The sequence below is a fragment of the Serratia sp. LSHTC3 genome, assembly GCF_057197125.1.
In genome coordinates, this window is sequence record NZ_JBXUNP010000002.1 from 196,494 (window position 1) to 219,494 (window position 23,001).

21 protein-coding genes are annotated in these 23,001 nt (G+C 62.9%); 13 read left to right on the forward strand and 8 right to left on the reverse strand.

Annotation, left to right across the window (positions count from 1 at the left end):
* Positions 1 to 2: 2 nt before the first annotated feature.
* Positions 3 to 1,589 carry a propionate catabolism operon regulatory protein PrpR gene (gene prpR / locus AC2CGI_RS08200; RefSeq protein WP_021503920.1) on the reverse strand — a complete coding sequence of 529 codons (1,587 nt, stop codon included), beginning with the start codon at positions 1,587 to 1,589 and terminating at the stop codon, positions 3 to 5.
* A 244-nt stretch (positions 1,590 to 1,833) separates the two neighbouring features.
* On the opposite strand from prpR, the gene prpB reads away from it, so the two are divergent.
* The 4 genes from prpB to AC2CGI_RS08220 all read left to right on the forward strand — a co-directional run bounded on the left by prpB (position 1,834) and on the right by AC2CGI_RS08220 (position 6,132).
* Positions 1,834 to 2,724, forward strand: a complete 891-nt coding sequence (prpB, locus tag AC2CGI_RS08205) for a methylisocitrate lyase (protein WP_015377140.1) — start codon at positions 1,834 to 1,836, stop codon at positions 2,722 to 2,724.
* A gap of 33 nt (positions 2,725 to 2,757) precedes the next feature.
* On the forward strand, positions 2,758 to 3,921 hold the full coding sequence (prpC, locus tag AC2CGI_RS08210; RefSeq protein ID WP_004939298.1) for a bifunctional 2-methylcitrate synthase/citrate synthase: 1,164 nt from the start codon (positions 2,758 to 2,760) through the stop codon (positions 3,919 to 3,921).
* 50 nt (positions 3,922 to 3,971) lie between these two features.
* Positions 3,972 to 5,423, forward strand: coding sequence for a bifunctional 2-methylcitrate dehydratase/aconitate hydratase (locus tag AC2CGI_RS08215; protein WP_049239873.1), 1,452 nt, complete (start codon positions 3,972 to 3,974; stop codon positions 5,421 to 5,423).
* Positions 5,424 to 5,502: 79 nt separating this feature from the next.
* The gene (locus tag AC2CGI_RS08220; RefSeq protein ID WP_015377143.1) at positions 5,503 to 6,132 is read left to right on the forward strand and encodes a LysE family translocator; all 630 of its coding nucleotides are present in this window, start codon (positions 5,503 to 5,505) and stop codon (positions 6,130 to 6,132) included.
* Here the strand turns inward: AC2CGI_RS08220 and AC2CGI_RS08225 are convergent.
* On the reverse strand, positions 6,129 to 6,968 hold the full coding sequence (locus AC2CGI_RS08225; protein WP_004939285.1) for a helix-turn-helix transcriptional regulator: 840 nt from the start codon (positions 6,966 to 6,968) through the stop codon (positions 6,129 to 6,131). The genes AC2CGI_RS08220 and AC2CGI_RS08225 overlap by 4 nt on opposite strands.
* 99 nt (positions 6,969 to 7,067) lie before the next feature.
* Here AC2CGI_RS08225 and AC2CGI_RS08230 point away from each other — a divergent pair, with 99 nt between their 5' ends.
* The 4 genes from AC2CGI_RS08230 to AC2CGI_RS08245 are packed head-to-tail and all read left to right on the forward strand — an operon-like array spanning position 7,068 to position 12,080.
* Complete coding sequence (locus AC2CGI_RS08230) at positions 7,068 to 8,492, forward strand: MFS transporter (RefSeq protein WP_076740434.1); 1,425 nt, start codon at positions 7,068 to 7,070, stop codon at positions 8,490 to 8,492.
* 57 nt (positions 8,493 to 8,549) lie between these two features.
* Complete coding sequence (locus AC2CGI_RS08235; protein WP_076740433.1) at positions 8,550 to 9,179, forward strand: FMN-binding negative transcriptional regulator; 630 nt, start codon at positions 8,550 to 8,552, stop codon at positions 9,177 to 9,179.
* Positions 9,180 to 9,217: 38 nt separating this feature from the next.
* Positions 9,218 to 10,177: a DNA-binding protein YbiB gene (gene ybiB, locus AC2CGI_RS08240; RefSeq protein WP_049239870.1), complete on the forward strand. Its 960-nt coding sequence runs from the start codon at positions 9,218 to 9,220 to the stop codon at positions 10,175 to 10,177.
* A gap of 46 nt (positions 10,178 to 10,223) precedes the next feature.
* Positions 10,224 to 12,080 carry a M3 family metallopeptidase gene (locus AC2CGI_RS08245; protein WP_015377147.1) on the forward strand — a complete coding sequence of 619 codons (1,857 nt, stop codon included), beginning with the start codon at positions 10,224 to 10,226 and terminating at the stop codon, positions 12,078 to 12,080.
* A gap of 63 nt (positions 12,081 to 12,143) precedes the next feature.
* On the opposite strand, the gene AC2CGI_RS08250 is transcribed toward AC2CGI_RS08245, so the two are convergent.
* The 3 genes from AC2CGI_RS08250 to AC2CGI_RS08260 all read right to left on the reverse strand — a co-directional run bounded on the left by AC2CGI_RS08250 (position 12,144) and on the right by AC2CGI_RS08260 (position 14,126).
* Positions 12,144 to 12,779, reverse strand: a complete 636-nt coding sequence (locus AC2CGI_RS08250; protein WP_004939270.1) for a carbonic anhydrase — start codon at positions 12,777 to 12,779, stop codon at positions 12,144 to 12,146.
* Positions 12,780 to 13,066: 287 nt separating this feature from the next.
* On the reverse strand, positions 13,067 to 13,327 hold the full coding sequence (bhsA, locus tag AC2CGI_RS08255) for a multiple stress resistance protein BhsA (RefSeq protein WP_015377148.1): 261 nt from the start codon (positions 13,325 to 13,327) through the stop codon (positions 13,067 to 13,069).
* A gap of 169 nt (positions 13,328 to 13,496) precedes the next feature.
* Positions 13,497 to 14,126 carry a flavin reductase family protein gene (locus tag AC2CGI_RS08260; protein ID WP_015377149.1) on the reverse strand — a complete coding sequence of 210 codons (630 nt, stop codon included), beginning with the start codon at positions 14,124 to 14,126 and terminating at the stop codon, positions 13,497 to 13,499.
* A gap of 118 nt (positions 14,127 to 14,244) precedes the next feature.
* Here AC2CGI_RS08260 and rlmF point away from each other — a divergent pair, with 118 nt between their 5' ends.
* From rlmF to AC2CGI_RS08285, 5 genes are all read left to right on the forward strand, one after another.
* Positions 14,245 to 15,210 carry a 23S rRNA (adenine(1618)-N(6))-methyltransferase RlmF gene (gene rlmF, locus AC2CGI_RS08265; protein ID WP_175628150.1) on the forward strand — a complete coding sequence of 322 codons (966 nt, stop codon included), beginning with the start codon at positions 14,245 to 14,247 and terminating at the stop codon, positions 15,208 to 15,210.
* A gap of 294 nt (positions 15,211 to 15,504) precedes the next feature.
* Entirely contained in the window at positions 15,505 to 16,809 is a 1,305-nt protein-coding gene (locus AC2CGI_RS08270; RefSeq protein ID WP_015377151.1) for a methyl-accepting chemotaxis protein, read from the forward strand.
* Positions 16,810 to 16,987: 178 nt separating this feature from the next.
* Positions 16,988 to 17,557, forward strand: coding sequence for a TetR/AcrR family transcriptional regulator (locus tag AC2CGI_RS08275; protein ID WP_004939249.1), 570 nt, complete (start codon positions 16,988 to 16,990; stop codon positions 17,555 to 17,557).
* An 11-nt stretch (positions 17,558 to 17,568) separates the two neighbouring features.
* Complete coding sequence (locus AC2CGI_RS08280) at positions 17,569 to 18,207, forward strand: GNAT family N-acetyltransferase (protein ID WP_141173979.1); 639 nt, start codon at positions 17,569 to 17,571, stop codon at positions 18,205 to 18,207.
* Positions 18,195 to 19,202 (forward strand): alpha/beta hydrolase family protein, encoded by a 1,008-nt coding sequence (locus tag AC2CGI_RS08285; protein ID WP_076740432.1) that lies wholly within the window; start codon positions 18,195 to 18,197, stop codon positions 19,200 to 19,202. The genes AC2CGI_RS08280 and AC2CGI_RS08285 overlap by 13 nt, the downstream gene beginning before the upstream one ends.
* Before the next feature lie 2 nt (positions 19,203 to 19,204).
* On the opposite strand, the gene ybiO is transcribed toward AC2CGI_RS08285, so the two are convergent.
* From ybiO to glnP, 3 genes are all read right to left on the reverse strand, one after another.
* Complete coding sequence (gene ybiO, locus AC2CGI_RS08290) at positions 19,205 to 21,421, reverse strand: mechanosensitive channel protein (protein ID WP_015377154.1); 2,217 nt, start codon at positions 21,419 to 21,421, stop codon at positions 19,205 to 19,207.
* A gap of 154 nt (positions 21,422 to 21,575) precedes the next feature.
* Positions 21,576 to 22,298 (reverse strand): glutamine ABC transporter ATP-binding protein GlnQ, encoded by a 723-nt coding sequence (gene glnQ / locus AC2CGI_RS08295; protein WP_004939230.1) that lies wholly within the window; start codon positions 22,296 to 22,298, stop codon positions 21,576 to 21,578.
* Positions 22,295 to 22,954: a glutamine ABC transporter permease GlnP gene (glnP, locus tag AC2CGI_RS08300; protein ID WP_004939229.1), complete on the reverse strand. Its 660-nt coding sequence runs from the start codon at positions 22,952 to 22,954 to the stop codon at positions 22,295 to 22,297. Before glnP ends, glnQ begins: the two co-directional genes overlap by 4 nt.
* Positions 22,955 to 23,001: the final 47 nt, after the last annotated feature.

A 23,001-nucleotide genomic window follows, 5' to 3' on the forward strand; every position in this document is an offset into this window, starting at 1 on the left:
GCTCAGCGCGGTTTTTTCAGCCGGCGCCATAAAGTGGTGCGGCTGATCCCGAGCAACCGGGCGGCAGCGGCGTGGTCGCCTCCGCACCGCGCCAGGGCTTCGTGGGCGGAGACGGGCGCCGCCGGCGTCTCGGGCGGCGGCGCCACCGCCAGCTCCGGCAGCAGCCACTGCAGAGTCTCGCCGCTCGGCGCAGCGCCGGTGCTCAGCATCAGCGCCACCCGCTCCATCATGTTGCGCAGCTCGCGCAGGTTGCCGGGCCAGGCGTAATGACTGAGCGCGGCGTAACAGCCGGCCAGGGCGGTGCGCAGCGGCTCCGTCAGCGGCACGTCGAGCGCCGCCAGCGACTGTTTCAGAAAGTGTTCCGCCAGCATCGCAATATCGTCGCCACGCGCCCGCAACGGCGGCAGCTGCAGCCGCAGGGCGCTCAGACGGTAGAACAGATCGGCGCGAAAATCGCCGTGTTGAATCGCCTGCTCCAGGCGATTGTGGGTGGCGCTGATAACGCGAAAATCGACCGCCACCGGCTGTTGCCCGCCGACCCGCGTGATGGTTTTCTCTTCCAGCGCCCGCAGCAGCCGGGTTTGCAGGTGCAGCGGCATTTCGCCGATCTCATCCAGAAACAGGGTGCCGCCGTTGGCGGTTTCCAACAGCCCGCGTCGGCCGCCGCGCCGTGAGCCGGTAAAGGCGCCTTCCTCATAGCCGAACAGTTCCGCCTCCAGCAGCGATTCGGCGATGGCGCCGCAGTTGATGGCGACGAACGGCGGCGTCGCGCCGCGCCGGGAAAAGTATTCGCGGTGGATCGCCTGCGCCGCCAGCTCTTTGCCGGTGCCGGTTTCGCCTTCGATCAACACCGCCGCCGGCGATCGGGCGTACAGCATGATGGTGCGCCGCGTCTGCTCCATCTGCGGGGAATCGCCCTGTAAATCGCTCAGCCCATAGCGCGGTTGCAGGGTATTGCGCGCGGCGTAGTCACCGCCACGTTTGGCGCCGCCCAGCATCAGGCGCGTCACGTCCAGCGCGTCGCTGAAGGCGGCGCGCAGGGTGGCGGCGGAATAGAGAAAAATGGCGGTGAGCCCGGCCTCTTCCGCCAGATCGCTGATGAGGCCGGCGCCGACCACCGCCTGAATGCCGGCGGCTTTCAGCTCGGCGATCTGGCCGCGCGCGTCCTCTTCGGTGACGTAGCTGCGCTGCTCCAGCGGCAGATCGAAGGTTTGCTGGAACTCCAGCAGCGCGGGCAGGGGCGTTTTGTAGGTGATGACGCCGATTCGATCGGCGGTTCTGCGCGCCTTGCTTAGCGCCTGCAGCAGGTCGAAGCCGCCGGGCTTGACCAAAATGACCGGCACCGACAGGCGGCTTTTCAGGTAGGCGCCGTTGGAGCCGGCGGCGATGATGGCGTCGCAAGGCTCGGTCGCCAGGCGATCGCGAATATGCTGCACCGCCTCCTCGAAGCCGAGACGGATCGGGGTGATGGTCGCCAGATGGTCGAACTCGAGACTGATATCCCGGAACAGATCGAACAGGCGGGTGATGGAGACGGTCCAGATCACCGGTTTGTCAGGCGTGCGGGACGGCGTGATGTGATCGCTCATGGTAGGTTACCGAATGAAAGTGGCTGCAGTAGGTGTAGTCTTGTTTCAGTCATGTTTCAAACATGCCGCGTGAAACAGCGATTGAAACGTTAACTGAAACGTTTTTTATCGCTTGGTCTGCCCAATGGCGACGCGAATTTTATAACTCACTTATTTTTATCGCTTTTAATTTTTTCCCCGCCAAAGTGCAACCTGGCCCGTCCCTTGCTCTGTCTGTTCCATCTAGCTAATCGGAGAGAACGTCATGACGCTGCGCTCACCCGGGCTCGCCTTTCGTCAGGCCCTGAGTAAAGAGAAACCCCTGCAAATCGCCGGCGCGATCAACGCCAACCATGCCCTGCTGGCCCAGCGGGCGGGGTTCCAGGCCATCTATCTTTCCGGCGGCGGCGTGGCGGCCGGTTCGCTGGGGCTGCCGGATCTGGGCATTTCGACGCTGGACGATGTGTTGACCGATATTCGCCGCATCACCGACGTCTGCCCGCTGCCGCTGCTGGTGGATGTCGACAGCGGTTTCGGCGCATCGGCGTTCAACGTCGCCCGCACGGTGCGCGCGGTGAGCAAGGCCGGGGCGGCGGCGCTGCATATCGAAGATCAGGTTGGCGCCAAGCGCTGCGGCCATCGGCCCAATAAGGCCATCGTCTCCACCGAAGAGATGGTGGATCGCATCAAGGCGGCGGTGGATGCGCGCAGCGATCCGGACTTCGTGATCATGGCGCGCACCGATGCGCTGGCGGTGGAGGGGCTGGAGGCGGCCATCGAGCGCGCTCAGGCTTACGTGGCGGCCGGGGCCGACATGCTGTTTCCGGAGGCGATCACCGAGCTGGGCATGTACCGCCGCTTCGCCGAAGCGACGCAGGTGCCGATCCTCGCCAACATCACCGAATTCGGCGCGACGCCGCTGTTCACCACCGACGAGCTGCGCAGCGCCCGGGTGGATATGGCGCTGTATCCGCTGTCGGCCTTTCGGGCGATGAACCGGGCGGCGGAGCGGGTGTACCGCGCCCTGCGCGAGGAGGGCACGCAGAAAAGCGTCATCGACACCATGCAGACCCGCAACGAGCTGTACGAAAGCATCAACTACTATTTGTTCGAAGAGAAACTCGACGCTCTGTTCGCTCGCCAGCGCGACGAATAAGCGCCATTCACGCAGAAGCCAAATGAGGACAGTATGAGCCAAGCGATCCCCCCGCAAAGCCCGACTGGCGTTAAGCCGAAAAAATCCGTGGCGTTATCCGGCGTGCCCGCCGGGAATACCGCGCTGTGTTCCGTAGGACGCAGCGGCAACGATCTGCACTATCGCGGTTACGACATTCTCGATCTCGCGCGCCACTGCGAGTTTGAAGAGGTCGCCCATCTGCTGATCCACGGCAAGTTGCCCAACCGCGACGAGCTGCAGGCCTATAAACACCGTCTCAAAGCGCTGCGCGGCCTGCCCGCCAGCGTGCGCACGGTGCTGGAGGCGCTGCCGGCGGCGTCTCACCCGATGGACGTGATGCGCACCGGCGTTTCGGCCCTCGGCTGCACCCTGCCGGAAAAAGAACAGCACGGCGCGGCCGGCGCACGCGACATCGCCGATCGGCTGCTGGCGTCGTTGGGATCGATGCTGCTCTATTGGTATCACTACAGCCACAACGGCGAGCGCATTCAGCCGGAGACCGACGACGACTCCATCGGCGGCCACTTCCTGCATCTGCTGCACGGCGCAGCGCCTTCCGCCAGCTGGGAGCAGGCCATGCATGCGTCACTGATCCTGTACGCCGAGCATGAGTTCAACGCCTCGACCTTCGCCGGCCGGGTGATCGCCGGCACCGGATCCGACGTCTATTCGGCGATCGTCGGCGCCATTGGCGCGCTGCGCGGGCCGAAGCACGGCGGCGCCAACGAGGTATCGCTGGAGATCCAGCAACGCTATGAAACGCCGGACGAAGCGGAAGCCGACATTCGCCGCCGCATCGACAACAAAGAGGTGGTGATCGGCTTCGGGCACCCGGTGTACACCGTCTCCGATCCGCGCCATCAGGTGATCAAAGAGATCGCGCTGCGCCTGTCGCAGGAAGCGGGCGCGATGAAGCTGTATGACATCGCCGACCGGCTGGAAAGCGTGATGCGCGACACCAAAAACATGTTCCCCAACCTCGACTGGTTCTCGGCGGTGTCTTACCACCAGCTGGGGGTGCCTACCGAAATGTTCACGCCGCTGTTTGTCATGGCGCGGGTGAGCGGCTGGTCGGCGCACATCATCGAGCAACGGCAGGACAACAAAATCATTCGCCCGTCCGCCAACTATACCGGGCCGGAAGCGCGGGCGTTCGTACCGCTGGATCAGCGCTGAGCGCCGATCGTTATCGTGTCGTTTTCACTATGGAGCCTTTGGGGATCATGATGCTTGAGTCTGCCAACACCGGCCGTCCGCCGTTCGATCGCGAGATGGTCGATATCGTCGATTATGTGATGAAAGAGGCCGTCGATACCCCGGCGGCGTACCGCACCGCCCACTATTGCCTGCTCGATACCCTCGGCTGCGGGCTGGAGGCGCTGAGCTACCCGGCCTGCAAGAAACTGATGGGGCCGGTGGTGCCGGGCGCCGAGGTGCTGAACGGCAGTCGGGTGCCGGGCACCCGTTTCCAGCTGGATCCGGTGCAGGCGGCGTTCAATATCGGCGCCATGATCCGCTGGCTCGATTTCAACGATACCTGGCTGGCGGCGGAGTGGGGCCACCCGTCGGACAACCTGGGCGGGATCCTGGCGGTGGCCGATTGGCTCTCTCGCCAGGCGGTGGCGGCGGGCAAAGCACCGCTGACCATGCGGCAGGTGCTGATCGCCATGATTAAGGCGCACGAGATCCAGGGCTGCCTGGCGCTGGAAAACGCCTTCAACCGGGTGGGGTTGGATCACGTGCTGCTGGTGAAGGTGGCGTCCACCGCGGTGGTGGCGCAGCTGCTCGGCCTGAGCCGCGAGGCGATCCTGAACGCGGTGTCGCTGGCGTGGGTGGACGGGCAGTCGCTGCGCACTTATCGCCATGCGCCGAACGCCGGCACCCGCAAATCCTGGGCGGCGGGGGATGCGACCGCGCGCGCAGTGCGGCTGGCGCTGATGGCCGCCACCGGCGAGATGGGCTATCCCTCGGCGCTCACGGCGCCGACCTGGGGGTTCTACGACGTCTCGTTCAACGGCAAACCTTTCCGCTTCCAGCGGCCGTACGGCGCGTATGTGATGGAGAATGTGCTGTTTAAAATTTCGTTCCCGGCGGAGTTCCATGCCCAGACCGCCGTGGAGGCGGCCATGACGCTGCACCGCCAGATGCAGGCCGCCGGCAAAACCGCCGCCGATATCGCCAGGGTGAGCATCCGCACCCACGAGGCCTGCCTGCGCATTATCGACAAGCAAGGGCCGCTGGATAACCCGGCGGATCGCGATCACTGCATTCAGTATATGGTGGCGATCCCGCTGCTGTTCGGCCGGCTGACGGCGGCCGATTACGAGGATCGGGTGGCCGAGGATCCGCGCATCGACGCATTGCGCGGCAAGATCCACTGCCATGAAGATCCCGCCTTCACGCGCGATTATCACGATCCGGAAAAACGCTCGATCGCCAATGCGCTGACGGTGGAGTTCACCGACGGCAGCCGTCTGGATGAGGTGGCGGTGGAGTACCCTATCGGCCATGCGCGGCGGCGCGAAGCGGGCATCCCGCTGCTGATCGAGAAGTTCAAAACCAACCTGGCGCGCCAGTTCCCGGCCCTGCAGCAGCAGCGCATTCTCGAGGTGTCGCTGGATCGGCAGCGGCTGGCGCAGATGCCGGTCAACGAGTACCTCGATTTGTGGGTGATCTGACGCGAGCGGCGCTGACAAGCCACGTCGGCGTCGCTATGATGGAGGCTCCATCCCCGTCCGTCTTCTTATCAGGTGATTCATGATTGATGCCGCAACGCTGTTGTTGTTTTCCGGCGCCTGCGTGGCGCTGGCGCTGACCCCCGGCCCGGATATGCTGCTGATCGCTTCGCGCAGCGTCAGCCAGGGGCGGCGCGCCGGTTTCGCTTCGCTGGCGGGCATCCAGCTCGGCACGTACTGCCACGCGCTGGCGGCGGCGCTGGGGTTGTCGCAACTGTTCGTCGCCGTACCCCTGGCTTACGACGCGGTGAGAATGTTGGGCGCGGCCTATCTGCTCTATCTGGCGTGGAAAACGCTGCGATCCGGCAGCAGTCTGCAGGCTTCCGCCGGGTTGCAGGCGGTGCCGACGGCGCGCATTTTCCGTCAGGGATTGTTCACCAACATCCTCAACCCGAAGATGGCGCTGTTCGTGCTGGCGCTGTTCCCGCAGTTTATCGATCCGCGCGCCGGCTCGGTGGTGGTGCAGATGCTGGCGCTGGCGACGGTGCTGAATCTGGTCGGCTTGCTGATTAACGGCGGGGTGATCCTGGCGGTCAGCGGCATGAAAAGCCGTTTTGTCGGCCGCCGTTTCAGCGCCCGCTGGCCGAACTATCTGCTGAGCGGCGTGTTCGCCGGGCTGGCCTGCAAACTCATTTTCGACAGCCGTCGTTAATCTTCGCGCAGCAGCGCTTCAAACGCCGCGCTGGCCGGTTCGTCCGGCAGCGCGCTGTACATCACCAGCCGCAGGTGGTTCTCTTCGTCGACGATGAAAGAGGCGTGGTCAAAGGTGACCGGGCCGATCTCCGGGAGGGTGAAGCTGCGCCGCCCCTGGCAACGTCCGTGAATATCATGCTGCCGCCAGAGCTGGCGGAACTGCGGCGATACCTGCTCCAGCGCCTGTACCCGTTGGCGCATCACCTCATCCTCCGGCGCACGGGCGTAGTCGCGGCGGAAGCTGGCCAGGATTTGCGGCGCCTGCGCCCGCCACTCCAGCAGGCGCGCATTGAGCTGCGGATCGGCAAACAGCATCCACAACATGTTGCGCTCTTGCGCCGGGCGCTCGCCGATGGCGAACAGCCGCTGCGCCGCCGGATTCCAGGCGATGATGTCCCAACTGAGGTTCATGACGTAGGCCGGCCGCAGCGTCAGGTCGTCCAGCAGGCGCCGCACCAACGGCGAAACCTGGCACCACTGATGGCCGACCGGCACCGGCGGGCGCTGATGCGCCAATAAAAACAGGTGGTAGCGGCCGGCGGCGTCGAGCTGCAGCACCCGCGCCAGATTTTCCAAAAACGTCACCGACGCATTGATTTCCCTGCCTTGCTCCAGCCAGGTGTACCAGGTGAGGCCGACGCCGGCCAGCGCCGCCACCTCCTCGCGCCGCAAGCCCGGCGTGCGGCGGCGGCTGCCGCTCGGCAAGCCGACTGCCTCCGGCGACAGTTGTTCTCGCTTTTGCCGCAGAAAATCCCCCAGTTCGTGGCGGGTGCGTTCGAGGGTGCGTGGGGGCATGTCGGCCGTCCTGTTGCTGTCAGTAATAGTATAAATGGCTATATAGTAACAGTTTAAACTCTATTCCATACTGCGACCATCATAATCTCTGGAGGTGGTATGGAACATTCATTATCTGTTGAACGGCGGGGATTACCCGGCCTGCCGGTGCTGCTGTTGGGCGGTTTCGTCACGGTGTTCGATCTGTTTGTGGTCAACGTGGCGGCGCCGGTGATCCAGCAACAGTTCGCCGCCGATTTCGCCGGTATCGGTTTGATCGTCGCCGGTTATGAACTGGCGTTTGGGGTGCTGTTGATCGCCGGTGGGCGTCTGGGCGATCGCTTCGGGCGTCGGCGTCTGTTCAGCCTCGGCATGCTGGGATTCACGCTGAGTTCCCTGTTGTGCGGACTGGCGGGATCGCTCAGCCTGCTGATCGCCGCGCGTATCCTGCAGGGGGCGGCGGCGGCGCTGTTGTTCCCGCAAATTTACGCCTTGATGCGGGTGCTGTACGCGCCGCAACAGCGGCGGCGCGCTTTCGCCTGGCTGGGCATGACACTGGGGTTGGCGGCAATCTTCGGCCAGATCCTCGGCGGATTTATCATTGAGGCCAACCTGTTCGGCAGCGGCTGGCGCATGATCTTTTTGATCAATTTGCCTATCGGCGCGCTGGCGCTGTGGGCGGCGCGGCGCATTCCCGAATCGCGGGTGGCGCAGGCGCAGCGGCTGGACGGCGTCGGCCTGTGGCTGGCGGCGGCCGGCCTGTCGCTGTTGCTGCTGCCGTTGCTGGAAGGCCCGGCGCGCGGTTGGCCGTGGTGGATCGCGCCGATGTTGGCATTGGCGCTGCTGACGCTGTGGGGCTTCCTGCGTTGGGAACGCCGCCTGGCGCAGCGCGGTGATGATGCGGTGCTCGATCCGGCGCTGTTCCGCCAGGCGGGCTTCGCGCCGGGTATGGCGGTGGTGCTGGCGATTTATGCCACCGCTTCCTCGTTTTTCTTGTGCTTCGCGCTGTTGCTGCAGGCGGGGGCGGGGCTGACGCCTTTTCAGGCGGGCAGCCTGTTCGCCCCGGCCAGCGCGGCCTTTATGCTGGCCTCGATGCTGGCGCCCCGGCTGACGCTGCGTTGGGGCAACGGCGTGCTGAGCGTGGGCGTGGCGATTTACGCCGCCGGGTTGGCGCTATTGATGGCGCAGGCGCTATGGGGGGAGGCGCTGGCGCATCCGCTGCGGCTGCTGCCGGGGTTGGTGGTGTTGGGATTCGGCCAGGCGCTGAGCATGACGCCGCTGCTGAATCTGGTGCTGGGTTTGGCGCAGGAGCGGCAGGCGGGGATGGCGGCGGGTCTGGTCGCCACCGTGCAGCAGGTGGGAGGCGCGTTGGGCATCGTGGTCAGCGGCGTCGGTTTTGTGCCGCTGTTGGCGAGCGGCGGCGCGGCGGAGCGCTATGCCCAGGCCTTTGCCGGTGCGATGCTCTGTAATTTGGTGGCGATGGGCGTCGCCCTGATCTTGTTAAACCGGATCACTCGAAATACTCAGAAAGCGGATCTTAAGTAGGCCGCCGGCGGGTGCTTTACTGTCGTCATCATGAGAGAGCGATAAGGAGCCACACTGATGTTTCAACCCGCCGCATTTCGCGAAGACGATCTCGATACCCAACTGGCGCTGGTGCGCGCCCATCCGCTCGGGCTGCTGGTCAGCCACGGCGAACAGGGATTGACGGCCGATCCGCTGCCGTTTGTGGCCGATGTCGAGCAAGGGCAGCTCCGGCTGCGGGGGCACCTGTCGCGCGCCAACGAACACTGGCGGCGGTTGCAACAGGTGGCCGAATGTCTGGTGATTTTTCAGGGCCAGGAGGGCTATGTGTCGCCCGGCTGGTACCCGAGCAAGCGCCAGACCGGCAAGGTGGTGCCGACCTGGAATTACAGCGTGGTGCAACTGCATGGCGTGCCGACGGTGACGGACGACCCGGCCTGGCTGCGCCGCCAACTGATCGATCTCACCGCGCAGCAGGAAGGGCGGCGTCCTGAACCCTGGCGGCTCGAGGATGCGCCGGCCAACTACATCGCCGCACAGCTTAAAGGCATCGTCGGTATTGAGATCGCCGTCACCCGGCGCGAAGGCAAATGGAAAATGAGCCAAAACCGCAGCGCCGAGGATGCCGGCGGGGTGATCGCCGGGCTGCGCGATGGCGATGAAGCGCAGCGGCGACTGGCGGCGGAGGTTGAGCGGCGGCGCGGATAGGGTATGCTAACCGAAGAGTGGGCTGAGGGAACCTTCGGATGGATTACACCAAAATTATCAAAGAAATAGGCCGCGGCAAAAACCATGCGCGCGATCTGGATCGACAGACCGCCTTTGAGCTGTATCAGGCGATGCTGGCCGGGGAGGTCCCCGAGCTGGAGTTGGGCGGCATTCTGATCGCGCTGCGTATCAAGGGCGAAGCCGAAGAAGAGATGCTGGGTTTTTACCAGGCGATGCAACAGCAGGTCTTGCCGCTGCAGGCGCCGCAGGGGAGGCCATTGCCGGTGGTGCTGCCGAGCTACAACGGCGCGCGCAAGCAGGCCAACCTGACGCCGCTGCTGGCGCTGCTGCTGGCGAAAGTGGGCCTGCCGGTGGTGGTGCATGGCGTGCTGGACGACAGCACCCGCGTGACCAGCGCCGAGATTTTCCGCGCGCTTGGGCTGCCATGGTCGGAACAGACCGCTCACGCCCAACAGCGTCTCGATAACGGCGAGGCGGTATTCATGCCGGTTTCCACGCTGTCGGCGCCGCTGGCGCGGCAGCTCGGGCTGCGTTGGCGCATGGGGGTGCGCAACAGCGCCCATACGTTGGCCAAGCTGGCGACGCCGTTCGGCGAACAGGATGCGCTGCGCCTCGCCAGTGTCTCACACCCGGAGTATGTCGGCCGGGTGGCGTCGTTTTTCCGCCAGATCGGCGCCCGCGGGCTGTTGATGCACGGCACGGAAGGCGAAGCCTACGCCAACCCGTTGCGCTGCCCGCAGATTCACCATATCGTCGGCGGCGAACAGCGCATCTTGCTGGAACGCACCTTGCAGGATGAAACGCCGCTCTTGCCGGCGGCGAAAGACGCGGAAACCACCGCGCGCTGGACCGAGCGCTGCCTGGCCGGCGAGGTGGCGATCCCGCTGGCCATTCAGCGGCAGATCGCCTGTTGTCTGGTGGCCGCCGGCGAGAGCGAGACGCTGGAGCAGGGGCTGCAGCGCCTGCATCAGGCCTGAGCGCGACTATACTGGGATATTTCCTCATCGGCTGAGAAGGACGGTTATGCAACAGGCTCTCGATTACTTCAATCAATTGAACCAGGATTACCTCGACGTACACCGCGCCAAAGAAGAGCTGTTCTGGCAAAACTACATGGGCACCGGCGGTGAAGACGTCTCGGCGCGCTTTTCCGCCGCCGAAAGCGCCTATAAGCGCTTTATCGCCGAACCGCGCCGGCTGGCGGAGATCCGCACTCTGCTGGCCGGATTGGAAGCGTTGCCGCAGGAGGCGCAGCGCGATGCGCTGATCCACGGCCTGCAGGGTTGGCTGCGCTTTTTCGACTGCAACGCCATTGAAGATCCGCAGGCGCAGGCGCTGTTGGATCAGATCATCCACGCCGAGTCCGATCTCTACTCGCGCCGCAAGGGCTATCAGGTCACCCATCTGAACGCCGACGGCCAGCGCGTGGCGGCTTCGCTCGGCGAGCTGTTGACCAACCAGGCGACCAACCCGAACGAAGACTATCGCCGCAGCTCGCAGCAGGCGCTGCGCGATCTGGAGCAATGGCTGCTGCATAACGGCCTGCCGGAGCTGATCGGCCTGCGCAACCGCTTTGCGCGCCAGATGGGTTATCGCAACTATTTCGACTACAAGGTGAACAAAACCGAGCGCATGACGCCGGAGCAGCTGTTCGCCATTCTGGATCGCTTCGAGCGGGAAACCCGCGAGGCCAACGCGCGCAGCCTGCAGCAGCTGGCGGCCGACAAGGGCGACCAGGCGCTGGAGCCGTGGAACGTGCGCTTCGCTAGCGCCGGCGACGTCACCCGCCAACTGGATCCTTATTTCCCGTTTTCCCGTTCGCTGGAACGCTGGGTCGACAGCTTCAAACGTCTGCACATCGGTTTTGGCGGCGCCGAGATGAATCTCGATCTGCTGGTGCGCAAAGGCAAGTATGAGAATGGCTTTATGCACGGCCCGGTGCCGCCGTTTGTGCGCCAGGGGGAATGGGTGCCGGCGCGCATCAACTTCACCAGCCTGGCGCAGCCGGGGCAGGTGGGCAGCGGCGCTTACGGGCTCAACACCCTGTTCCACGAGGGCGGCCACGCGGCGCACTTCGCCAATATTCGCCAGAATGCGCCGTGCTTCTCGCAGGAGTTCCCGCCGACCTCGATGGCCTATGCCGAAACCCAGTCGATGTTCTGCGACAGCCTGCTGGACGATGCCGACTGGTTGAAGCGCTATGCGAAAAACGCCGCCGGCGAAGCGGTGCCCGATGCGCTGATTGAGGCCGGCATCGCGGCGCGCCAGCCGATGCGCGCGTTCAACGAACGCCATATCCTGCTGGTGCCGTACTTCGAGTGGGCGTTGTATCAGTGGGATGACGAGCAGCGCACGCCGGAAGCCATCACCGCGCTGGCGCGCGAGGTCGAGCAGAAGATCCTCGGCATCAGCGGCAGCCCGCGCCCGACGCTGGCGATCCCTCATCTGCTGTCGCTGGAGTCCGCCTGTTCCTATCAGGGTTATTTGCTGGCGATGATGGCGGTGGAACAAACCCGCCACTTCTTCCTGCAGCGCGACGGTTATCTGACGGATAACCCGGCCATTGGCCCGGATCTGGCGCAACACTACTGGTTGCCGGGTAACAGCGTCAGCCACGACGACACGCTGCGCAGCCTGACCGGCGAAGGGTTTAATCCGGACTATCTGGCGCAGGCCTGCAACCAGACGGTGGCGCAGGCGTGGCATGAGGCGCAGCAGACGATGGCCGCCGCCGCCGCCCGCCCGCAGCCGCCGGCGGATTTCGATTTGCAGGCGCATATTCGGGTGGTGGATGGCGAGACGGTATTGGCAGACAATGCCGACGGTGACGAACGGATGTGCCGCGACTTCGCTGCGGCGATAGAGGCGCGTTTGGTTTAAGGCTGACAATAAAATCCACGCGGAAGCGTGGATTTTATTTAATGGTTAAAACCAGGCGTGATTTTATTCGAAATAGACGTCGGGATTATCGGCCAGAGACACGAAGCTCTTGGTGTTTCTATCCAGCGTGCGAATTTCGCCGCTTTCGATGTCGTACACCCAGCCGTGCAGGCGCAGCCCGCTGTTGCGCAGACCCACCGCCACAGAAGGATGGGTTTTGATATTATTTAGCTGAGCAATAACGTTCTCTTCCACCATAGCGTTAACTTTGTCTGTTTCGCTATTCCAGGTTTTCTTCTCGACCACCGCTTTTGCCGCATCGGCATAGTGCAGCCAGTGAGCTACCGCAGGCATAGGGTCGAGGCACTGGCAAGACGCGATAGCCTTCATGGCGCCGCAGTTCGAGTGGCCACAAATCACGATATCGGTAACTCCCAACGCCACCACTGCATACTCGATGGTGGCAGAGACGCCGCCCGGCTCCGGGCCGAAGGAAGGGACGATGTTGCCGGCGTTACGGATAACGAAAAGCTGCCCAGGTTCTTGCTGTGTGACCAGCTCAGGCACTAAACGGCTGTCAGAGCATGAGATAAACAGCGCTTTGGGATTTTGGCTGGAGGCAAGGCTGCGGAACAGTTCCTTGCGCTGCGGGAAAATCTCTTTCTGGAAACTGAGGAAACCTTCAATGATATGTTGCATACAACGCTCTCTGCATCTGTAGTCTGCGTAACATGATAATCATCCTCTCCCGTTAGTCCAGCCATGGGCAGGTAAAAAAATGTGTGTGCAAGCCCCCCGCAAACCCCATTGAATACAGGGTTTCTGCCTGTTTGCGACAGAATTTTCCGGCTTGTTGGCGCGTGGATTGCTGACAAAGCGGACGGCAAGAAATTCGCTGTTGTGCCCATTCAGCGCTGACGTACGCGAACATAAAAAAAGCCCGCCGGGGTGATAGCCGGCGGGCTTTTTGACGTCTGGGGCGGCGATTATTTGTAGATAACCGCGGTGGCGTGCATCAGGTTATTGCCGCTGGTGGAGGTGATGGTGAAAGCCTTGGCGCCCGCCGCATCGGCTTTGGCGGCCAGCTGAGACTTCAGGCTGCTCAGGTCGGTTGCGCCGCTGGCGACGATCACGCCGGCTTTTTCGAATTGGGCGGCATCCTGCGCGCTGACGTGTTCAGCGGCGAAAGTGGTGAAAGAAACGGTAGCCAGGGCGATAGCGGCAGCAAAAGTTTTGATGGTTTTCATGTTGGTCATTCCTGTCAAAGTGAATTAGGGAGAAAGGGGTTTGCCTTTCGATGGGAGGATTATTGCGCAGTGACAGGCGGGATGAAATCGGAGAGTGTTGACAGTTTTGTTCAGATTTTTTGATTATTAATTCCCCCGTTCATCTTCTGCATAAACAGGGGGGAGACGATCAGCGCGTCGGGCGCGCCAGATCGAAACGGTGCTGTTCGGAAATGCCATAGTAGGCGGTTGGGCCGCCGGCGCGCAGGATAGGTTCGGCAGCGGCGGTCTGGTAGACGCCGTGTTCGTCCAGCAGCGCCGGATCGAGGTGCACCGCCACCACTTCGCCCAATATCAGCCAGGTCTCCACCTGTTCGCCGGCGGCGGTTTGCAGCTGAATGCACTGGGTCAGCCGGCATTCGAAGTTCACCGGGCTTTCGGCCACGCGCTCGGCTTTGACCCGGCGTCCGGGCAGCGGCGTGACGCCGGCGAAGGCGAATTCATCTTCGCCGCGCGGCAGGTTGATTGCACTGTGGTTCATCGCTTCCGCCAGCGGGCGTGTCGCCAGGTTCCAGACGAACTCACCGGTTTCCACGATATTCGCCACGCTGTCTTTCCAACCGGTGCTGGCGAAACCGATGATCGGCGGGCGATAGTTGAAGCAGTTGAAAAAGCTGTAGGGCGCCAGATTACGCAAGCCGGCGGCGCTGCGGGAAGAGATCCAGCCGATGGGGCGCGGGCCGACGATGGCGTTCAGCGGATCGTGCGGCAGGCCGTGGCCGGCGGCGGGTTCATAATAATAACGAGATTCACGGTTCATGGGAGACCCTGCGGCAATCGATGAAGCTTTCATTGTGCCGGGTTTCCCGCCGCTGCGCCATTGCGGGCCGGATGTGTTATCTTACGCGCCGGAAATCCCTTCAAGAGAGCCCGTCACGGTGGAAAAAAAGAAAACCTTCCCGCAGCAGAAAAGCGGCCTGCATCCGCGCAACCGTCATCGTTCGCGCTACGACTTCCCGGCGCTGATCGCCAGTTGCCCGGCGCTGGCGCCGTTCGTAAAACCGAACGCCTGGGGCGATGTCTCGGTGGACTTCGCCGATCCGGCGGCGGTGAAAATGCTCAACCGTGCGTTGCTGCAACACTTTTACGGCATCGAACACTGGGATATTCCGGCTGATTATCTGTGCCCGCCGATCCCCGGCCGCGCCGACTATCTGCATCACCTGGCGGATCTGCTGGCGACCAGCAACGGCGGCGAGATCCCGCGCGGCAAGGGCGTGGCGATCCTCGACGTCGGCGTCGGCGCCAACTGCATTTACCCGATCGTCGGCCTGCGCGAATACGGTTGGCGTTTCACCGGCTCCGAAATCGATCCGGTGTCGCTCAACTCGGCCAAGATGATCGTCGAGATGAACCCGACGCTGCGCAACAGCGTGCGCCTGCGGCTGCAAAAACAGCCTGAGCTGATTTTCAGCGGCATTATCGGCGCGGCCGAGAAATTCGACGCCACCCTGTGCAACCCGCCGTTCCACGCGTCCGAGCAGGAAGCGCGCGCCAGCACCCGGCGCAAGCTGCATAAACTGGGCAAAGGGGAAGTGGCCGACAAGCCGGTGCAAAACTTCGGCGGCAAGAACAACGAGCTGTGGTGCGAAGGCGGCGAAGAAGCCTTTGTGCGCAAGATGGTGGCAGAGAGCGTCGGCAAGGCCAACAACTGCCTGTGGTTCACCTCGCTCATCTCGAAAAACACCACGTTGCCGGCCATCTACCATGCGTTGAAAGTGGCGGGGGCGGCCGAGGTGCGCACCATCGAGATGGCGCAAGGGCAGAAGATCAGCCGCTTCGTCGCCTGGACCTTCCATAACGCCGAGCAACAGGCCGCCTGGGCAGCCGAACGCTGGCGCTAATCTCCCCGGCGCCGGTTATCCTGCCGGCGCCGACAAAAATCCGCATTTTACCTTTCAATTTTCATCACTTACGTTATTCTCATTACGCATTTAATAATAAAAATCTTAGGTTGTCGGTTTATTTAAATTCGAATAATTACTTTACTGAATAAATAAATTTAATCCGGTTAATAGCAATAACCAGAAGGTTCGGCGCTGCCCGTTCCTTCCGCGATGGCACGTCTGCGTGTGGGCGCGGCATGTGGCCAGACAAAATAAGAAAAGCGCCATCATCTGCCACAAGGACTACACCTTATGCTGTTACGATTCAGTCAGTTAACTACCCACAAAGGCGCCGAGCTGGGCGCGATAGAACACGCCGTTCCCATGATCGTATTCTCGCCCGACGGCACGGTCTTGCGCGCCAACGATCTCTTCCTCAACACGCTGGGATTTCAACGCGATGACGTGATTGGCCGGCATCACCGTATTTTCTGCGATCCGAACTATGTCGCCAGCCCGTTGTACCGCAAGCATTGGGAGACGCTGAATAAGGGGCAACCCATCACGGACACCCTAAAACGCATCGCGAAAAACGGCGAGACGGTATGGCTGCAGGGCACCTACGCGCCGGTGCTGAATAAACAGGGTAAGGTGGTGGAAATCGTCAAGATCGCCAGCGAAGTGACCGAGCGAGTGACCCAGGCGCAGGAACACCGCAGCCTGCTGGCGGCGCTGAATCGATCGATGGCGATGATTTCTTTCACGCCGCAGGGCACCATTGTCAGCGCCAACGACAATATGCTGGCGCTGATGGGCTATCGGCTGGATGAGGCGTGCGGGCAGTCGCATGCGGTGCTGTGCCCGCCGGCGTTCGCCGCTTCCGACGACTATCGGCGGCACTGGCAGCGCCTGGCGCGCGGCGAGTTCATCACCGGGCGTTTTGAGCGCGTCAACCGGCGCGGCGAACGGGTATGGCTGGAGGCCAGTTACAACCCGATCCTCGATAATGAAGGCCAGGTGGTGAAAGTGGTGAAAATTGCCCAGGACATCACCCGATTGATGCAACAGCAGCAGCACGAAGAAGAGATGGTGCGCAACGCGCATCATCTGTCGCTGGATACTGACCGGCAGGCGGCGCAGGGCGCGGTCATCGTGCAGCAGGCGGTGAAGGGCATGCAGCAGGTCGAAGCGGCGGCGCGCGAAACCTCGGACGTGGTCACCGAGCTCGGCAAGTGCTCTCAGCAGATCGGCACCATCGTCGAAGCCATTCGTAAAATCGCCTCCCAAACCAACCTGCTGGCGATTAACGCCTCCATCGAAGCTGCCCACGCCGGTGAGCACGGGCGCGGTTTTGCGGTGGTGGCCAACGAGGTGCGCACGCTGGCGGAACAGTCGCGCAAGGCGGCGACCGAGATCGAACGCATGACCAAGTCTATCCAGCAAGGCGTGGCGGCGGCGATCGCCGGCATGGCGACCTGCGTGGAACAGGCCGGCGGCGGTGTGGCATTGACCCATGACGCCGGAGAAGTGATTAACCAGGTCAATATCGGCATGCATGACGTCGTGAAGCTGATGCAGGCCTTTACCTCGGTGAAGCAGGGCGATGCGCTGCACTGAGTCTGCCGGACGCCGCCTCTGAAAACGAGGCGGCGTTTGCCTTCCCCCACCGATGCCTGCGCCGTTGAGCTGCGGTTCAATTTTACCGGTCTATGCTAGACTTGATGTGAACGAACGTTCGTTCATTAATATCAATTTATGGCGCCAGGCGCCCCCTTCACCGTTTCGGGAACTGACGATGGGAAACCGAGAAAAGATTGTCGAGGCCGCGCTGCACAGCTTTACCCATCAGGGATTTCACCAGACCAGCATGCGGGATATCGCGCAGGCGGCGGGCGTCAGCGTGGGCAACCTCTATAACCATTTTTCCGGCAAGGAGGCGCTGATCGGCGAGATAGCGCTGCTGGAAAACGGCGTATTCGCCGAGTTCGCCGCCGGATTATTGGCCGACAGAAAGCGGCCGAAACAGGCGCTGTCGATTTTTTTCACCGCCTATCATGCCTTTGTCGCCGAACCGGCCAATGTTCAGCTGTCGGCGGAGATCGTGGCGGAGGTGGCGCGCAACCCGGCGTTGGCCGAGCCGTTCAGCGCCAACCAGCGGCAGCTGATTGAGGCGCTGGCGACGGTGATCGCCGAGGCTCAGCAAACCGGTGAAATTGCGGCGGCGATAGCGCCGTTACCGCTCGCGCAGCTGGTGCTGGACGTGATCGAAAGCCAGGCCTGGCGGCAGGCGATCTTTGCGTCGCCTGCACCGGAGGAGACTACGCCGGTGCGGCTGTTGGAACAACTGCTCTACCGGCATCCCTAGTCGAGGTGGATATGCTGCACATTGAGCCTTATCGCGACGCTGACCGCCTGCAAACGGCGGCGCTGATCTACGCCGCGTTCTGCGACAAGTTCCAGCGCGCGCGCCGTTTGAGCGCCCGCCGGCAGTGGCGTCTGTTTTATCGGCTGTGGAGTTGGCAGCAAAGCGGCAGCCGGGAGCGTAGCTTCGTAGTGAAACAGGATGAGCAGGTGGTGGCGGCTTTTGCCCTCAATGCGGCCGAGGCAGAGGGCGACGGCGGGCTGCGCCCGCGCGCCTTGCCGATTTGGCGGCTATGCCGCCGCTACGGTTGGCTGAACGTTTGGCGCATGTATCTGCAAATTGTGGTATTGCAGCATACTCCGGCGGCCGATGAGCTGTATCTTTCCTACCTGGCGGTGGCGGAAAACCAGCGCGGCAAAGGGATGGGCAGGCGGCTGTTGCAGTGGATGAACGACTACGCCGCCGAACAGGGCGCAGGCCGGCGTCTGAATCTGCACGTCAGCCGGCGCAACGTCGATGCGCAGCGCCTGTACCGGCGCTGCGGTTTTCTGGTACGGCGCGAAGAGCACTACGCCTTGCTGGGGGTGCTGTTCGGCCAGGCCGATTGGGTATTGATGGAGAAACGCAACGGGGAGGCGATGTGCGCAAAATAGGGCTGTGCCTCGTGGCGCTGGTTTTGGCGGCGCTTGGCTGGGTGATTTACGTCAACGACTTTCGCTTTGTCACCGAACCGGTCACGGTGACCGCCGGCGGCAACCGGCTGAGCGGCACGCTGGTGCTGCCAGAGCATGCGCCGGTCAAACCCGGCGTGGTGGTGTTCATACACGGCGATGGGCCGGCCAACGCCAGCCGCGACGAAGGCTATTACGGCATTTGGGAGGCGATAGCGCAGCAGGGCTATGCGGTTTTATCCTTCGACAAGCCGGGCGTAGGCGGCTCCAGCGGCAACTGGCTGCATCAGACCATGGCGGATCGCGCGCGGGAAACCGCTGATATCATCGACTGGGCCAGACGGGACGGGCGCTTCGATGCGCGCTGCGTGGGGCTGTGGGGCGCCAGCCAGGCGGGATGGGTGATGCCGGAGGTGGCGCGTTTACGGCCTGACATTGCTTTCACTCTTGCACTCTCGCCGGCGATCAACTGGCTGCGGCAAGGGCGCTATAACACCCGGGCGGCGATGGCGGCGGCAGGGGACGATGAAGCGCAGATCCTGGCGCGCGAGGCGCATTGGCGCCATATCCAGACCCTGCTCGAGCAACCGGACGGCTACGCGCAGTACCGTCGCGAGTCTGGCACCGCCGCATTGAGCGCCGACCGCTGGCGTTTTATCCGCGCCAACATGGCCAGCGACGCGACGGCGGGATTGCGGCATTTCGCCACGCCGGTGCACCTGATCCTGGGCGGGCGCGACGTCAACGTGGACGCGGACGAAACCGAGCGCGTGTATCGGCAAACGATCCCGGCCTCGCTGCTGACGGTGACGCGTATCGCCGAAGCAGACCACGTGATGATCAAACCGCTGTTCGCCCGCCATCCGTGGCTGATCAACGTGGTGGGCCTGTTTGCCCCGCGCTCGGTGCAATACGACGCCTACCGGCGGGACGTGGCGGCCTTCCTGGCCGCCCATCCTTGCGGCCAGGGGCGTTAGCCTCAGCTCGCGGCAGGCGGCGGCTCTTCATGCGGCTGCGGCGCGCGGGAGATCTGCATCGCCTGCTGCGGCATGCCGATGCCGGCCCGATCGAAATGGATTTTCACCAGCCGATCGAGGGCGTATTGCACCACCCACTGTTTCAGCGCCTGTGTGCGCACCGTCACGCGGGTGGTGAACGAGCGGTCTCCCAGCGCCACCACGCCGTTGAAGACCGGCTCGCCAATCAGGAAATGCTTCACCTGTTCATCTTGCTTCAGCGCCGCGACGGCCTGATGCAGCACCTCATTGACCCGATCGATGTCCTCGTCGCGGCTGACGGTGTAGTTGGCGCGGTATACCCCGAACTCACGCGCATAGTTGGCCAGCGTGGTGATCGAGGAGTACGGCACGATGTGGTAGACGCCGTAGTCGTCGCGCAGGCCGATCGAGCGGATGGTCATGCGCTCCACGGTGCCGGTGATGCCGCTGACGGTGACGTACTCGCCGGTGTTCATGCCGTTTTCGAACTGGATGAACACGCCGGTAATCACGTCTTTCACCAGCGTCTGGGCGCCGAAGCTGATGGCCAGCCCCAGCGCGCCGGCGCCCGCCAGCAGCGGCGCGATGTTCAATCCCACCTGCGACAGCACGATCATCACGGTAATGGTGCTGATAACGATAGCCAGCACGTTGCGAAACAGCGTCAGCAGCGTGCGTTCGCGCGCGCTCGGCCGCACGCCGTTGCTCAGCTCCAGCGCCAGACGGTGCTCGATGATGCTGGCCATCAGCGTCCAGCTGAACACGGCGATCAACAGGATCAGCAGGATATGCACCAGCCCGCCGAGCGTCCGCTGGCCATTTTCGCTGCCCGCCCACTGGTACAGGTTGATCAGGTGCCAGGCATCGAGCAGGAACAGCGTCACCGCCAGCACCACCATCACCCGCAGTATCTTCAGCCCGTTGGGGATGTAGGAGTTGATGCGCCGCTCGAGCATCGGGTAGCGCAGATTGACGTCGGTCGGCAGTGAAATGCGGCGGAAAATCCAGCGGGTCAGCATGCCGGACAGCAGCGCGCCGACGCCGACCACCAACAGGCTTTTCACCGTGGCGCTCATCATAAAGCGCAGGCTGTTGCCGATGTCGAACTGGGACAGCACGAACAACACCAGAAAATAGGCGATCGCCAACAGATGCCAGATATGCCCCAGCCCGCGCAGGATCACGCTGAAAAACGCCATCGACCGCTCGGCCAGCAGGTTGATCTGTTGCTGTATCGGCTTGCGGTTGTGCAGGATCAGCCAAATGGCGTACAGCGTCAGCGCCAGCATCACCACCAGGTTGACGGTGGCGGCGGCCGGGTAGCTTATCTGGACCGCCACCACCGGCACCACCACCATCAGGCCGTAGCCGATCAGGCCGCTGAGCCAGGCGAGGCGCGTATTCCAGTAGTGCGCGCTCCGGTCGCTGAAGGGGAAGGGGCGCAGATAGTCGAAGCGGGGGGCGAAAATCAGCCGCAGCACCGCCTTGAAAAATTCAATCACCGCGAAGGCGCTGAGAAACAGGGTCTGCAGCCGCAGAATGGTGGCGCTGTCGGCGTGGACGTGGCGGGCGAACAGATTGCCCGCCGCCAGCGCCAGCAGCAGTACCAGCAGATCGATGGCGAAAGCGCCGAGAATGGCGGCGGGGCGTTTATACCACGGGCCGCGCTGTAGCCGCGCATTGTGTCCCCAACTGCCCATGCGTTTGTACAGCGGCGCGATCAGCCGCCGGATCAGGTGGAACAGCGCAAAGGTGACCGCCACCGTCAGCAGAAAGTAGCCCAGCGCGCGGAAAAAGCCGGCGGGATTGAAAACGCGCTTCGGGCCGGAGTCGATCAGCTTTTGCAGCGCGCCGAGCTTTTGGTTAAAGGTGCCGATGCCTTCCTGCGCCAGCGAGTTCAGGCTGTCGCTCAGCGTAGCGGGCGTCGATTCCTCCGGCGTTGCCGGCGCGGCGGCGGGGGCGTCGCCGGCGGTCTGTTTCAGGTGGTTGATGAGTTCCGCGCGCGCTTTGTCGTCTTGCAGCAGCTCAGCCAGCGCGGCGTAGGCGGCTTTCTGCTGCTCGCTCTTGTCGGCGGGCGCGGGCGGCGCATTTTGCGCCAGGGCCGGTGGTGCGAAGACGTTCAGGGTCAGCAACAGCAGCAGGAAAAGCAGGTGTTCTCGCAGATGAGAACCTCGTCGGGAGTCTGCGTTTGGCGGCATGGTTCCTCTCTTTGGCGTTCTGTGATCGGCGGATGTAAAAGCAATACGATGAAAAACAATGAATATAGTAGGAAAGGTGGCGCGACGGGGCGTGGGAGAGCGTGCGGAATGAAAGCGGCGGGCGCGTGGTGCGCCCGCCGTTAAACCGCCAGGATCAGGACACGTGCTGCAGGAACTCCTGCAGACGCGGGCTTGGCGGATGATTGATCAGATCGTGCGGGTTGCCGTCTTCGGCAATCCGGCCCTTGTCGATAAAGATCAGGCGCGACGCCACTTTTTCGGCAAAGCCGACTTCATGGGTAACGATGACCATCGTCATGCCTTCCTCGGCCAGATCCTGCATCACCTTCAGCACTTCATGGCGCAGCTCCGGATCGAGCGCGGAGGTCGGCTCGTCGAACAGCATCATTTTCGGCTTCACCGCCAGCGCGCGCGCGATCGCCACGCGCTGCTGCTGGCCGCCCGACAGTTCGGACGGGTAATGGTGGGCGCGCTCCGCCAGACCGACCTTGGCCAGCAGTTCGCGCGCCAGCTTTTCCGCATCGGACTTCTTCGCGCCGCGCACGCGGATCGGGCCGAAGGCGACGTTTTCCAGCGCCGTCAGGTGCGGGAACAGATAGAACTGCTGGAACACCATGCCGGCTTCCTGGCGGATCAGCCGATCGTCCACTTTCGGATCGTTGGCTTTCAGGCCGTCGACGATCAGATCGCCGCTGGTGACTTCTTCCAGCTTGTTGATGCAGCGCAGCAGGGTGGATTTGCCGGAGCCGGACGGCCCGATGATCACCACTACTTCGCCTTTGTCGATCTTCAAATCGATGTTGTGCAGCACCTGGGTTTGGCCAAAATGCTTGGAGACGTTTTTAAATTCAATCACAGGATTTTCATCCTTCTTTCCAGACGACGCAGCACGAAGCTCAGCACCAGGGTAATAATCAGATAGATAACCGCCACGGCGCTCCAGATTTCCAGCGCGCGGAAGTTACCGGCAATAATTTCCTGACCCTGACGGGTCAGCTCCGCCACGCCGATCACGATGAACAGCGAGGTGTCTTTGATGCTGATGATCCACTGGTTGCCCAGCGGCGGCAGCATGCGGCGCAGCGCCAGCGGCATAATGACGTAGCGGATGGTTTCGCGGCGCGACAGGCCGAGCGCCAGGCCGGCCTCGCGGAAACCGTTATGGATAGACAGCACCGCGCCGCGGGTGATTTCCGCGATGTAGGCGCCGGAGTTGATCATGATGGTCACCACCGCCGCGGTGAAAGGATCGATGCGCAAATCGGTGAACGCCATCGGCAAGGCGAAGTAGATGAACATCACCTGCACCACGATCGGCGTGCCGCGGATCACTTCGATAAACACCAACGCGATGTGGTTGGCTATCCATCCGCCGTAGGTGCGGGCAAAGCCGGCGACGAGGCCGATGATCAGGCCGCCAATCAGACCGAGGACCGAAATCCACAGGGTCATTTTGGCGCCCTCTAACAAGATAGGAATGGCGGGCCAGATGGCGCTCCAGTCGAACTGCATGATATTTCTCCCGGTGATCCCAAACGTGGGTATCAGATACAACAAAG

Bases quoted from the DNA above. Each gene is read 5' to 3' on its own strand.
- prpR (WP_021503920.1), bottom strand. From the start codon at position 1,589: ATGAGCGATCACATCACGCCGTCCCGCACGCCTGACAAACCGGTGATC.
- prpB (WP_015377140.1), top strand. From the start codon at position 1,834: ATGACGCTGCGCTCACCCGGGCTCGCCTTTCGTCAGGCCCTGAGTAAA.
- prpC (WP_004939298.1), top strand. From the start codon at position 2,758: ATGAGCCAAGCGATCCCCCCGCAAAGCCCGACTGGCGTTAAGCCGAAA.
- AC2CGI_RS08215 (WP_049239873.1), top strand. From the start codon at position 3,972: ATGCTTGAGTCTGCCAACACCGGCCGTCCGCCGTTCGATCGCGAGATG.
- AC2CGI_RS08220 (WP_015377143.1), top strand. From the start codon at position 5,503: ATGATTGATGCCGCAACGCTGTTGTTGTTTTCCGGCGCCTGCGTGGCG.
- AC2CGI_RS08225 (WP_004939285.1), bottom strand. From the start codon at position 6,968: ATGCCCCCACGCACCCTCGAACGCACCCGCCACGAACTGGGGGATTTT.
- AC2CGI_RS08230 (WP_076740434.1), top strand. From the start codon at position 7,068: ATGGAACATTCATTATCTGTTGAACGGCGGGGATTACCCGGCCTGCCG.
- AC2CGI_RS08235 (WP_076740433.1), top strand. From the start codon at position 8,550: ATGTTTCAACCCGCCGCATTTCGCGAAGACGATCTCGATACCCAACTG.
- ybiB (WP_049239870.1), top strand. From the start codon at position 9,218: ATGGATTACACCAAAATTATCAAAGAAATAGGCCGCGGCAAAAACCAT.
- AC2CGI_RS08245 (WP_015377147.1), top strand. From the start codon at position 10,224: ATGCAACAGGCTCTCGATTACTTCAATCAATTGAACCAGGATTACCTC.
- AC2CGI_RS08250 (WP_004939270.1), bottom strand. From the start codon at position 12,779: ATGCAACATATCATTGAAGGTTTCCTCAGTTTCCAGAAAGAGATTTTC.
- bhsA (WP_015377148.1), bottom strand. From the start codon at position 13,327: ATGAAAACCATCAAAACTTTTGCTGCCGCTATCGCCCTGGCTACCGTT.
- AC2CGI_RS08260 (WP_015377149.1), bottom strand. From the start codon at position 14,126: ATGAACCGTGAATCTCGTTATTATTATGAACCCGCCGCCGGCCACGGC.
- AC2CGI_RS08270 (WP_015377151.1), top strand. From the start codon at position 15,505: ATGCTGTTACGATTCAGTCAGTTAACTACCCACAAAGGCGCCGAGCTG.
- AC2CGI_RS08275 (WP_004939249.1), top strand. From the start codon at position 16,988: ATGGGAAACCGAGAAAAGATTGTCGAGGCCGCGCTGCACAGCTTTACC.
- AC2CGI_RS08280 (WP_141173979.1), top strand. From the start codon at position 17,569: ATGCTGCACATTGAGCCTTATCGCGACGCTGACCGCCTGCAAACGGCG.
- ybiO (WP_015377154.1), bottom strand. From the start codon at position 21,421: ATGCCGCCAAACGCAGACTCCCGACGAGGTTCTCATCTGCGAGAACAC.
- glnP (WP_004939229.1), bottom strand. From the start codon at position 22,954: ATGCAGTTCGACTGGAGCGCCATCTGGCCCGCCATTCCTATCTTGTTA.